8 protein-coding genes are annotated in these 12,818 nt (G+C 71.5%); 7 read left to right on the plus strand and 1 reads right to left on the minus strand.

All coding sequences use genetic code 11. The annotated features are described in order from the left end of the window. Positions 1-11: 11 nt before the first annotated feature. Complete coding sequence (locus RCO28_RS00650) at positions 12-1,265, minus strand: hypothetical protein (RefSeq protein WP_308938900.1); 1,254 nt, start codon at positions 1,263-1,265, stop codon at positions 12-14. 484 nt (positions 1,266-1,749) lie between these two features. Between RCO28_RS00650 and leuS the strand changes: the two genes are divergently transcribed. The 7 genes from leuS (at position 1,750) to RCO28_RS00685 (ending at position 12,593) form a co-directional block, all read left to right on the plus strand. Then, the gene (leuS, locus tag RCO28_RS00655) at positions 1,750-4,629 is read left to right on the plus strand and encodes a leucine--tRNA ligase (protein ID WP_308938901.1); all 2,880 of its coding nucleotides are present in this window, start codon (positions 1,750-1,752) and stop codon (positions 4,627-4,629) included. Between the two features lie 142 nt (positions 4,630-4,771). Further along, positions 4,772-5,614 carry a hypothetical protein gene (locus RCO28_RS00660; protein ID WP_308938902.1) on the plus strand — a complete coding sequence of 281 codons (843 nt, stop codon included), beginning with the start codon at positions 4,772-4,774 and terminating at the stop codon, positions 5,612-5,614. 285 nt (positions 5,615-5,899) lie between these two features. Further along, complete coding sequence (locus tag RCO28_RS00665) at positions 5,900-6,745, plus strand: DegV family protein (protein ID WP_308938903.1); 846 nt, start codon at positions 5,900-5,902, stop codon at positions 6,743-6,745. Positions 6,746-7,525: 780 nt separating this feature from the next. Next, positions 7,526-8,305 (plus strand): helix-hairpin-helix domain-containing protein, encoded by a 780-nt coding sequence (locus RCO28_RS39280; protein ID WP_374991067.1) that lies wholly within the window; start codon positions 7,526-7,528, stop codon positions 8,303-8,305. After that, entirely contained in the window at positions 8,302-11,049 is a 2,748-nt protein-coding gene (locus RCO28_RS00675; protein ID WP_308938905.1) for a ComEC/Rec2 family competence protein, read from the plus strand. Before RCO28_RS39280 ends, RCO28_RS00675 begins: the two co-directional genes overlap by 4 nt. A 323-nt stretch (positions 11,050-11,372) precedes the next feature. Continuing rightward, the gene (locus RCO28_RS00680) at positions 11,373-12,278 is read left to right on the plus strand and encodes a YceI family protein (protein ID WP_308938906.1); all 906 of its coding nucleotides are present in this window, start codon (positions 11,373-11,375) and stop codon (positions 12,276-12,278) included. 69 nt (positions 12,279-12,347) lie between these two features. Next, positions 12,348-12,593, plus strand: coding sequence for a hypothetical protein (locus RCO28_RS00685; RefSeq protein ID WP_308938907.1), 246 nt, complete (start codon positions 12,348-12,350; stop codon positions 12,591-12,593). Positions 12,594-12,818 lie beyond the last annotated feature (225 nt).

Raw genomic sequence — 12,818 nt, forward strand, 5'->3', positions numbered from 1 at the left:
AGAGCGGGATTTCAAGGACAGCCTCCTGTGGAGCCGGATGCGCTCCAGGGCTCACCGGACGTGGGCTGCCCGTAGAGCCTGTGCTGTTGCGCGGGGACGTGAGGGGAAGGGCGGGCGCTGTCGGGTTCCTCGCTCCCCGCAAAGGGGCGAGGCGTGACCGTCGGCGTCTCACCGGAGTCGTACGGGTCGTACGCGCGCGGTGTGTACGCGGGCGGCTCCTGGCCCGTGTACACCGGCTCCTGGCCCGTGTGCGGGGCGCGCGTCGGCCGGGGTGGCAGTGGGGCGGGCTGGTGGGCGTAGGGCGCGGACAGGGCGCGGTAGGCGGCCGTCATGTCGGTCCTTGCCGCCGGTCCGACGGACGGCCAGGGTGGGGCTTCGCCGAGCGGGGGAGCGGGCGGCGCGTAGCGGTGTTCGGGGGCGGGCGCATCGAAGCGGTGCTCCTGCCCGTAGGGAGCGAAATCGTGCTCCTGTCCGCGCGGTGGCGTGTGCGGTGCCCAGTCGGGTCGGGTGGGGATGTCGGTGGCCGTCTGCGGCGTGGTCGAGGTGGGCTCCATTCCGGGCAGTGGGGTCTGCCTGCGGGGCGGCTGCCGGTGGGCGGATCGGCGGCCGCGCGGTGCCTGATCGAGCAGTTCCAGGAGGCGGCGGGCCACCTGGCGCTTGATCGGCGGTGGTGCGGAGCGCAGGGCCAGGGCACCGCCGACGGCGACCAGGCACAGGCAGTACAGGGCGACGACCCAGCCACTGGGCTCTCGGCCCGCGTACAGGCCGTGCACCAGCGCCGCGCACCAGGCCGGGTAGGCCAGGGTGTGCAGCGCGCGCCAGCGGCCGGCGACCCGGGCGGGGGAGGCGAAGGCGCTGCGCAGGGCGCCCGTGACGCCGGTGACCACCATGAGCAGCCCGGCCAGGGCGCCCAGGCCGATCAGCACGCCCGTGCCGCTCGGGCCGAGCGAGAACGGCACCAGAGCGCCGACGAGCGACACGTGGTCGAGGACCACCTTCACCGTGCCGTGCAGCAGCAGGAAGCCGATAGCGGCGATCGCCGTGGCCCGGTGCACTGCCTGGGCGAGCAGTCTGTGGCGGGTGCTGAGGAAGATCCGGTCGGAGGCGACCAGGCCCCAGACGATCGAGCAGGTCAGGGCGACGAGGGCGAGCACCCCTGTGGTGAAGTCGAGGGCGCCCCGCAGCCCGTCGCCTCCGGTGAGGACGACGAGGGGGATCAGGAGGAGCAGCGCGGCGATCAGACCGCCGCGAGCGGTGCGGCTCAACTCCGGTGCGGGACCGGAGCGTTGATGTGGATCTCGAACGTGCACGGAAGTTTGTGGAGGGTTCATGGGGTCACTCCGAATGGTTCGGCAAAGCGCGTCCCGGGCCGCATGCTAAGTGGCTCCATACCGGCCAGTAAGGGGTTTGAGTTATTGCGTTGTTATCCAGTGGCGATCGGTCTGTTGTGTTGCCCCGATAGGCGCCGGTACGCCGAGTAACCCTTGGGCTGAAACCCGGAAGGAAATCCGGAACTCGGGCGGTCCTGGAAGCTCGGTGCGACCCCCGTGGGCGCTGCGGTACCCTGACGCCATGCGTGCCGTACGCCTTCTGCTTAGCGAGCCGCGCTGATCAGTACCGACCACGGCCTTCCAGCGAAGGCGGTCGGAGTCAGCGCGGCGTCCCCTCCTGTGTGAGGGGATTTTTCATTTCGGCTGTACGTCGCAGCCGAAAACGCCGGCAGAGACGATCGATGGAGCCTTAAGGATCATGAGCGAGACGAATTCTGCTGCCGAAGTGGCAGCACCGCACCGCTACACGGCCACCCTGGCCGCGAACATCGAGGCACGCTGGCAGGACTTCTGGGACGAGAACGGCACCTATGAGGCGCCGAATCCGAGCGGAGACATGGCCGGTGACCCGTCGCTCGCCGGCCGGCCCAAGAAGTTCATCATGGACATGTTCCCGTACCCCTCCGGCGCGGGCCTGCACGTCGGCCACCCGCTGGGATACATCGCGACCGACGCCTTCGCGCGCTTCCAGCGCATGACCGGGCACAACGTCCTGCACACCCTGGGCTTCGACGCCTTCGGCCTGCCCGCCGAGCAGTACGCCGTGCAGACGGGCACCCACCCCCGGGTCTCCACCGAGGCCAACATCGTCAACATGAAGGCGCAGCTGCGCCGCCTGGGCCTGGGCCACGACAAGCGCCGCTCCTTCGCGACGATCGACCCGGACTACTACAAGTGGACCCAGTGGATCTTCGTCCAGATCTTCAACTCCTGGTACGACAAGGACGCGAAGAAGGCCCGGCCGATCACTGAGCTGGTCGCCCAGTTCGAGAGCGGCGAGCGCCCTGTGCCCGCCGACGAAACCGGCACCACGCGCGCGTGGTCCGAGCTGAGCCCGGCCGACCGCGCCGAGGTCCTGGGCCACTACCGCCTGGCGTACGCCTCCGACGCCCCCGTCAACTGGTGCCCCGGCCTGGGCACCGTACTGGCGAACGAAGAGGTCACCGCCGACGGCCGCTCCGAGCGCGGCAACTTCCCGGTCTTCAAGTCCAAGCTGCGCCAGTGGAACATGCGCATCACCGCCTACGCGGACCGCCTGATCGACGACCTGGACGGCGTGGACTGGCCCGAGGCGATCAAGCTGCAGCAGCGCAACTGGATCGGCCGCTCCGAGGGCGCCCGCGTCGACTTCCCGATCGACGGCGAGCGCATCACGGTCTTCACGACCCGCCCGGACACCCTGTTCGGCGCCACTTACATGGTCCTGGCGCCCGAGCACCCGCTGGTCGAGAAGTTCACCCCGAACGCCTGGCCCGAGGGCACGCACGACGTCTGGACCGGCGGCCACGCGACGCCCGCCGAGGCCGTCGCCGCGTACCGCAAGCAGGCCGCGACCAAGTCCGACGTCGAGCGCCAGGCCGAGGCCAAGGACAAGACCGGCGTCTTCATCGGCGCGTACGCGACCAACCCGGTCAACGGCGAGCAGGTCCCGGTCTTCATCGCCGACTACGTCCTGATGGGGTACGGCACCGGCGCGATCATGGCCGTCCCCGCGGGTGACCAGCGCGACTTCGAGTTCGCGCGGGCCTTCGAGCTGCCGATCCACTGCATCGTCGAGCCGACCGACGGCCGCGGCACGGACACCTCCACCTGGGAGGACGCCTTCGGCTCGTACGACGCGAAGATCATCAACTCGTCGAACGACGACATCTCCCTGGACGGCCTGGGCGTCGCCGAGGCCAAGGCGCGCATCACCGAGTGGATGGAGCGGCGGAGCGTCGGCGAGGGCACCGTCAACTTCCGGCTGCGTGACTGGCTGTTCAGCCGCCAGCGCTACTGGGGCGAGCCCTTCCCGATCGTCTACGACGAGGACGGCATCGCGCACTCGCTGCCCGAGTCGATGCTGCCCCTGGAGCTGCCGGAGGTCGAGGACTACTCCCCGCGCACCTTCGACCCGGACGACGCGGACACCTCCCCGGAGACCCCGCTGTCGCGCAACGAGGACTGGGTCAACGTCCAGCTGGACCTGGGCGACGGCGTCAAGACGTACCGCCGCGAGACCAACACCATGCCCAACTGGGCCGGTTCTTGCTGGTACGAGCTGCGCTACCTGGACCCGCACAACGACGACAAGCTGGTCGACCCGGAAATCGAGCGCTATTGGATGGGCCCGCGTGAGGGCCAGCCGCACGGCGGCGTCGACCTGTACGTGGGCGGCCAGGAGCACGCCGTACTGCACCTGCTGTACGCGCGTTTCTGGTCCAAGGTGCTGTTCGACCTGGGCTGCATCGCGTCCTCCGAGCCGTTCCACAAGCTGTACAACCAGGGCATGATCCAGGCGTACGTCTACCGCGACAGCCGTGGCTTCCCGGTGCCGGCCGACGAGGTCGAGGAGCGCGACGGCAAGTACTTCTTCGAGGGCGAGCCGGTCAAGCGCGAGCTGGGCAAGATGGGCAAGTCCCTGAAGAACGCGGTCACTCCGGACGAGATCTGCGCCGAGTACGGTGCGGACACCCTGCGCCTCTACGAGATGGCGATGGGCCCCCTGGACGTCTCCCGGCCGTGGGACACGCGCGCGGTGGTGGGCCAGTTCCGGCTGCTGCAGCGGCTGTGGCGCAACGTCGTCGACGAGGCGACCGGCGCGGTCACCGTGTCCGACGCCGAGCCCGACGAGGACACGCTGCGCGCCCTGCACAAGGCGATCGACGGCGTCCGCCAGGACCTGGACGGCATGCGGTTCAACACCGCCATCGCCAAGATCACCGAGCTGAACAACCACCTGACCAAGTCAGGTGGCCCGGTGCAGCGTTCGGTCGCCGAGCGTCTGGTGCTGCTGATCGCGCCGCTGGCCCCGCACATCGGCGAGGAGCTGTGGCGCAAGCTGGGCCACGACTCGTCGGTCGTCCACGAGGAGTTCCCGGTCGCCGACCCGGCGTACGTCGTCGACGAGGCCGTGACCTGCGTCGTGCAGATCAAGGGCAAGGTCAAGGCGCGCCTGGAGGTGTCCCCGTCGATCTCGGACGAGGAGCTGGAGAAGGCGGCCCTGGCCGACGAGAAGGTGGTGGCGGCGCTGGCCGGCGCGGGCATCCGCAAGGTGATCGTGCGGGCGCCGAAGCTGGTCAACATCGTTCCGGCCTGATGCGTCACCTGCCGAGCGTCGGTGCCTGACGCGGTGGCAGGGATGTCCCCTACGGGCAGGTTGGGGGTTCGAAGGAACCCTCGGCCTGCCTGTCTGCGTTTACCGTGGAAGAGACCGTCGTCAAGACCCCCGGAGGCCCGTCATGGGTGAAGCGATCGCCGTACTGGCGGTGCTTTTCGCGCTCTTCGTGGTGCTGGGGGTGTTCGTCACGATCAAGGTCGCGAAGGCCGCCGCGCGCGGAGTGGACCGAACCATCGAGCAGGCCCGCCGCACGGTCGAGGACACCACCCTGAAGGCGAAGACGTACGCCCAGCCCGGCCCCGTGGGCGAGCTGGCGCGGCTGCGCGTGCAACTGCGGTCGACGATGAAGGCCACCCAGGAGGCCCTCGGCAGCGGCGCCCAGGAGGATGCCTCGCTGCAGGAGGCGCTGCGTCTCTTCGACCGCCTGAGCGCGCATGGGCACGAGCTGGACCGTGAGCTGAAGCGCCTGGAGCGCGACCCGGACAAGGCCCGCCTCGCACAGCGGCTGCCCGACCTCAAGGAGCGTACGGACCAGATCACTCAGGCCGCGGACTCTCTGCGCTGGGCCGCCCACGACCGCGCCCGCAACTTCGCCGACGGCGACCTGGCGGAGCTGGGGCGGCAGATCGACATGGAGTCCGGCGCGCTGCGGCACTGGACCCCGGCCGGGCCGGCCGAGACGGGTTCGGAGGGGGACGTGGAGGGGAAGGCGGCTGCTCCTTCGCGGCCGGCCGCTCCTTCGTGGCCCGAGCCGACGCTCGTCGACGGCCCTGCGGCGCCCACGGAGCAGACGTGGCCCGATGGGCGGTCGGAGCGGTCGGAGCGGTCGGAGCGGTCGGAGCGGTCGGATCGTTCGGATCGCTCTGCGGCGGATGCCGAGCGTGGGCCTGAGGCGATCGAGCCGAGCAGACCGGCGCCCACATACCCGTGGCAGAAGGACGTGAAGCCGGAGAGCACGACCTGAAGTGGTCTACGTGAGGCGGTTTGCGTGAGGCGGTTTACCTGAAGAGATCTACCTGAAGCGGATCGCGTGAGCCCGTTTATGGGCGGCGGACTTGAGCAGGATCCCGGGCGGGCGTTCTGAGCTGGGTTTTCGCGAACCCGGAGAACGGTCAGGCACGTCTCGGGATACGGACAGGCACAGTTTGGCGACTGTGCCGCACCGCAGGTGCGCCTGCTGATCCACCCTGATGACCACCCGCAGGCCCCGGGCTGCCGGACGCGGGGCCAGACAGGTAATCTCCAGCTCATGTCCCGCCATGTCGCGATCGTCACGGATTCAACGGCCTACCTGCCGCAGCGGGCGATGGAGCGGCACAGCATCACCGCGGTCCCGCTGACCGTGGTCCTGGGCGCCCAGGCGCTGGAAGAGGGCACCGAGATCTCGGCCCGCTCGCTCGCCACCGCACTGCAGAAGCGCCAGCCGGTGACCACCTCCCGGCCGAGCCCCGAGCTGTTCGCCGAGACCTACCGTCGCGTTGCCGAATCGGGAGCGACGGGCATCGTGTCGCTCCACCTCTCGGCGGAGTTCTCCGGTACGTACGACGCGGCGGTGCTTGCGGCCAAGGACGCCCCCGTTCCCGTACGCGTGGTGGACACCGGCATGGTCGCGATGGCCCTCGGGTTCTGCGCGCTGTCCGCAGCGGAGGCGGTCGACGCCGGCGGTACGGCGGACGACGCGGTGGCCGCGGCCGAGAAGCGCGCGGCCTCCACCTCCGCCTACTTCTACGTCGACACGTTGGACTACCTGCGCCGCGGCGGCCGGATCGGGGCCGCACAGGCGCTCCTCGGCTCGGCGCTCGCGGTCAAGCCGCTGCTCCAACTGGACAACGGGCGGATCGAGTTGCTGGAGAAGGTGCGCACCGCCTCCAAGGCCATCGCCCGGCTCGAGGAGATCGTGACGGAGCGGGCCGGTGTCAGCGAGGTGGACATCGCAGTGCACCACCTGGCGTCGCCGGAGCGCGCGAGCGCACTCGCGGACCGCCTCAGGGAGCGGGTGCCGGGGCTGGCCGAGCTGCATGTCAGCGAGGTGGGCGCGGTGATCGGGGCGCACACGGGGCCGGGGCTGCTGGGGGCGGTTGTCTCGCCGCGGTAGGGCTGTCATGCCGGGCGCCGCTGTCGGTACTTGTGACTCGTGTGGGTGACGGAGTTATCCACAACTCCCGGGTAATCCACAGGAATTGACCAAGATCAGCAAGTTCGTTCGGACCTGCATAGCGTCGCGGGCATGACTCTTCGATCGCCTCGCGCTCCTCGCTCCTCCGGTTCCCCGCGCCGCTCCTTCACCGCCGCTGCGACGAGCGGCCCGGGCCGTGGCCCGTCGTCGGACGGCCGGATGCGGCATCGTCCTGCGGTGCGCCGCGGCCGGGCTCCCTACCGAACGAGCGGCGTACGGGCGGGGGTTCGGCACCGGCGTGCTGCGGCCGAGCACGTACGGATGCGTGCGCAGGTGCTGTTCGACCCGGGCGGAGGGGGTGACCGTACGGCTCCGTCTTTTCTGTTGTCCTCTCCGTCTTCCCCGTCTTCCCCGTCTCCTCGGTCTTCTCGGGCTTCTTCTCGGCAGTCGTCTCTGCCGTCGTCCCTTCCGGCCTCTCTGCCGTCCGAGCTGCGGCCTGTCCCGCCGGGCGGGTTGCGGGCGGCGATCGTTGAGGATCAGGCGGATGCGGCGGATGCGGCGGATGCGGCTGGAGGTGCGGGCAGGCGTGGGCCGAGGACGCGCGTGGAGGAGGCGCGGGGTGGACCGGATCAGCCGGAGCCGGGTGGACCGGATCAGCCGGACGGGCCAGTTCCGTCGGGCGGGCTGGTTCAGCCGGACTGGCCGGAGGCTGAGTCGGATGCCCGGGAGCAGCCCCGGCGAGAGCGTCTGCGGCTCGCCGTGCGTGAACGTCTGCCGCTGTGGCTGCAGTTGAGGTGTGGCGTCGAACGCCGGAGTCTGATCGCCCTTGCCGTGGTGCTGGTGGTCGCAGTCGGTTTTGCCGTGCACCACTTCTGGTCCGGCGAGCCGCGATCGGTACGCGCACCGGAGGCGGTGGGCGAGGCGACGGTGCCCGCCCCGTCGCCGGGTGCGTCCGTGACGGAGCCCGGGGCGGTCGGGGCGGTCGGAGCAGGGGGACAGGAGACCGCAGGTGCCGCAGGTGCCACAGGTGGGCCGGGAGCCTCCGGAGGCCGGATCGTCGTGGATGTCAGCGGCAAGGTGCGCAGCCCGGGGATCCACCGCTTGCCGGCGGGCGCCAGGGTCGCCGACGCGCTGAAGGCCGCCGGCGGGGTACGCCGGGGAGTGGACGTCGCCGGTCTCAACCGGGCGCGGCTCCTGATGGACGGCGAACAGGTCGTCGTCGGTGTGCCGGCGGCACCCGGCGCGGCTGGGGGAGGGGGATCGGCATCCACCGGAGCCACGTCATCGGGCTCCTCGGGCTCGGGCAGCGGGGCCGCAGGTGCCGGTCCTGGGGCAGGGGCGGGAACAGCTCCGGTCAGCCTCAACACGGCCACGGTCGAACAGCTGGACACGCTTCCGGGAGTGGGCCCGGTGCTGGCCCAGCACATCGTCGATTACCGCACTCAGCACGGCGGCTTCCGCTCCATCGACGAACTCCGTGAGGTGAACGGCATCGGCGAGCGACGCTTCGCGGACCTGAAGAACGCCGTACGGCCATGATTCGCGCGGCAGTTCGCGCCGCGTCCGAGCCCAACGGGGAGCAGGAGGCGGTGCGCGGCAGCGAGCCCCGCCAGGTGGATGCGACAGGCCGCCGGGTGCAGGCCTCGGGGCGACGGCCGGAAGGCCCGGCGGACCTGCGTCTCGTCCCGCCTGCGCTGGCGGCATGGGCGGCGGCGGGAGTGGCGCTCGGTGACTCCGGCGGGTGGACGGTCCTGGCGCTCACGCTGTGTGCGGTGACGGCGGTGGGCGTGCTGTGCGCGGAAGTGCTCAGGGTGCGGCGGCCGAGGCGCTCACCCCGGTCGGGGAGCGGGCGGCGGCGTTCGGACACCGCGCGGGCGTCGGGTGCGATGGGGCCGGGGCGGTCCGGTCTGATCCGGCCGGGGCCGTCCGGTGTGATGCGGTCGGGCCGCGTCGCCGTGGCCATGACGCTCCTCTGCGCCGCCGCGGCCCTCGGCTCGACCGCGCTGCACACCGCAGACCTGTATCGCGGTCCCGTCCCCGCGCTGGCGCGCGAATACGCCCACGCCACGGTCGAGTTGGAGGTGACGGCGGATCCACGCCCGATCCGGGCGCGCGCGGCGGGTGCCAGGACTCTGCCGCCTGGTACGGCGGTCGAGGCAGACGTCATCGAGGTCACCACGTCGGCCGGGCAGGTCACGGAGACCCGTACGCCGGTCCTGCTCCTCGCCCGAGAGGCCGACGCAGGGCGAGCGGGGAAGGGGGAGGTCGACGCGGAGCAGGAGGAGAAGGGCGTACGCGAGAGCTCCCCCTGGCGTGCCCTCCTGCCCTCCACGAGGCTGCGTGTGGACGCCCGGCTCGCGCCGCCGATGCGGGACGGGGACCGGATCGCGGCGGTCGTACGGGTGCCGGGCGGCCAGGCGCCGCGAGCCGTCCAGGGGCCGAGTGCCCTGCAGCGCACCGCCGGAAAGCTGCGGGCGGGGCTGCGGGCGGCGACCGAAGGCCTCACGCCGGACGCCCGCGCCCTGCTGCCGGGCCTGGTCGTCGGGGACACCGGACGCGTCACCGAGGAGTTGGACGAGGCCTTCCGGGCCACCGATCTCACCCATCTCCTCGCGGTGTCGGGGAGCAACCTGACCATCGTCCTCATCCTGCTCACCGGCCCACCCGGCCGAGCGATGAGGGCGGAGCGTGGGGGGCTGGCGCCACGCCTGGGCATCTCGCTCAGAGGCACGGCTCTGCTCGGCGGAGCGCTCACGCTGGCGTTCGTCGTGGTGTGCAGACCCGATCCGAGCGTGCTGCGAGCAGCGGCCTGCGGGTTCATCGTGCTGGTCGCCGTCGGCACGGGGCGCCGCCGCTCGCTGATCCCGGCCCTCGCGGCAGCCGTACTGCTCCTGGTGCTCTACGACCCGTGGCTGGCGCGGAGTTACGGCTTCGTGTTGTCGGTGCTCGCCACCGGCGCGCTGCTGACGCTGGCGCCACGGTGGGGTGCCGCACTACGGCGCAGACGGGTTCCGGGCAGGGTGGCCGATGCGCTGGCCGCGGCGCTCGCGGCGCAGGCAGTCTGCGCGCCCGTCGTGGCTGTGCTGGCGGCTCGCGTCAGCCTGGTGGCGGTGCCGTGCAATCTGCTCGCCGAGCTGGCGGTGGCGCCGGCGACCGTGCTCGGATTCGCCGCGCTCGCCCTGGCACCGGTCTCGCTGCCGCTCGCCAAAGGACTGTGCTGGGTGGCTAGTTGGCCGGTGGAGTGGATCGCCGAAGTGGCGAGGAGGGGTGCGGCGCTGCCGGGGGCGGGTGTCGACTGGCCCGGCGGGTGGCGCGGCGGGGCGTTGCTCGCGGGGGTCACGGTGTGCGCGGTGGTGCTGGCCGGTCGGCTGGCACGGGGGTCGGGGCGGAGGGTGCTCGGGCATCCGGCGACGGTCGGGGTGTTCGCTCTGCTGTTCCTGCTCGCCGTGGTCCGTCCGGCGCCGCTCACCCGGGTGATCTCGGGCTGGCCGCCGTCGGGTTGGAGGCTGGTGATGTGCGACGTGGGGCAGGGCGATGCCACGGTGCTGGCGACCGGGCCGGGGGAGGCGGTCCTGGTCGACGCGGGGCCGGACCCCGCCCTTGTGGACAGGTGCCTGAGCGCACTCGGCGTGACGCGAATCCCGTTGGTGCTGCTCACGCACTTCCACGCGGACCATGTGACGGGCCTGCCGGGGGCACTCCGCGGACGGGAGGTGGGGCTGATCCAGACGACACCGCTCGAAGTGCCGCAGGAGCGGGCGGAGTTCGTGAAGGCGGAGGCCGCCGCGCGGGACGTTCCGGTGGTGCGGGCGGTGGCGGGTGAGCGTCGTCGTGCGGGGCCGTTGCGCTGGAGGGTGGTGTGGCCGCCGATCGGCCCGGGTCCGCGTCCCGAGCCCGAGGGGCCCAACGACGCGAGTGTGACGCTGCTCGTGGAGGTGGCCGGTCTGAAGCTGCTGCTGCCCGGTGACCTGGAACCGCCCGCCCAGCAGGCCCTGTTGCGCACCCTGCCGCGACTGCCGCCGGTAGACGTGCTGAAGGTCGCCCACCACGGCTCGGCCTACCAGGACCCGGAGTTGATGCGCCGGCTCGACCCGCGCCTGGCCCTGATCTCGGCAGGCAGGGACAACGGGTACGGGCATCCGGCACCCGGCACGCTCGCCGCACTGAGATCGAGGGGCGCGCTCGTACTCCGTACCGACGTGCATGGCTCGGTCGCCGTGACGGGCACCGGCCCCGATCTAAGGGCCACGCCGTCGAAGGAGGACGGCAGGCCGGGACATTGAAGGAGAACTGCCCGACTGAACCGAACGGGCGCCCGACTGAACGGGAGTGTGTGGTGAGGGATGAGGCCGTGTTGCCCCGAAAGCCGCAGTAATGGTCGAATGGACCTTCGATGGGGGGAGTTATCCAGCCCTACGGAACGATCGCGCGCTCGACCGCCCCGAACGGTCACCGTGTGATCACCATGAGTCCGCGGGCTCGCGATACGTGTGCCGCGTCGAAGCCCGCGCAGGCCGTCTGCAGGACGTCGTACGGCACCCATCGCACGTCAACCGGTGCGTCCGCTCCGCACCGCAGGTCCATAGCGCAATCAGAGCTGCTGTCCATGTTCGGCCGCTGGCTGGAGAACCGTAAGAACCGGGCGAGCGGCGGTGGTTCCGCGGGTTCCGCGTCGTGGTTGCCGGTGCCGCCCAGCGGGGGGATGGTCAGCTGCCGGGTCCTCGACCCGGTCGACGAGCCGTTGCGGCAGGCGGAGTTCACGATCTCGGACGCGCAGGGCAGGAAGGTCGTGGCGGGAGGGGCGGACCCGTACGGCTCGTTCGTGGCGACGGTGCCCGCGGGGGAGTACCGCATCGCGGTGTCGGCCGAGGTGTATACGCCGTACCGCGGCAGCGCGACCGTGACCGAGGGCCGGCACGCGGCGATCGGCGACCTGACGCTGCAGCTCGCGGCACCGGCGCCGCTGCCGCAGCCCGGCGAGTGGGAGATGGAGCCCAGGCACTCCTCGATCGCGTTCACGGCCCGGCACATCGGACTGGCGCGCATCCACGGCCGGTTCAACAACTTCGCGGGTGCGATACGGATAGCGGAGCGCATGGAGCAGTCCGCCATGCACATCGTGATCGACACGGCCTCCATCGACACGGCCTCCATCGACACGAACGCCAAGATGCGTGACGACCATCTGCGGTCCGGCGACTTCCTGGACGTCGCGCAGTTCCCGACGCTGGAGTTCTACAGCGACCGCTTCGTGCACCGCGGCGGCAACCGTTGGGCCGTGACGGGCGCGCTCACGCTGCACGGGGTGACGCGCACGGTCACACTCGACACCGAGTACCTGGGCACCGGCAGCGGCATGGAGGGCGAGACCCGCGCCGCCTGCCGCGCCACGACCGAGCTGCACCGCGACGACTTCACGGTGAGTTGGCAGACGATGCTGGCCAAGGGCATCGCGGTGGTCGGCCCGAGCATCAAGATCGACCTCGACGTGCAGAACGTCCCCCAGGGCTGAGCCGCTCCGGTCCGGCCGGTCCGCAGGGGCGGGAACGGGGCACGGCGGCGGACCAGGACAATGTTGCTCGTGAGCGATGTGAGACATGTGCTGGTCCTGCCCGACCGTGACGCCGCCGAGGAAGCGGCCGAGGCGCTGGCCGAACGCTTCCCGGTCACCAAGGAGCCCCAGCTCGTACGGGACGCCCTGGCCGGTGAGGACGATGCCGAGGACGCACAGTGGCTGCTGGTCCTGGAGGACACCCGGGAGCGCCTGGACCCGGCGGCGCTGGACGAGTTCGCGGCCGAGTGGGAGGGCTGGCGCGAAGAGCCCTAGGCCGGGTGACCACCAACCGGATCCGGCTCGACCCGCCCTGGCCCGGCCCGACCCGGCCCGATCCGCCCAGCCCGGCCCGACCCGACCCGGCCCGATCCGCCCAGCCCAGCCCAGCCCGACCCGGCCCAGCCCAGCCCAGCCCGACCCGACCCGATCCGCCCAGCCAGACCCGGCCCGACCCGACCCGACCCGAACGCCCCCCCTCCGCCCAGCCCGGCCCGACCC

The organism is Streptomyces sp. LHD-70, assembly GCF_031157275.1.
In the GTDB taxonomy this organism is placed as follows: Bacteria; Actinomycetota; Actinomycetes; order Streptomycetales; family Streptomycetaceae; genus Streptomyces.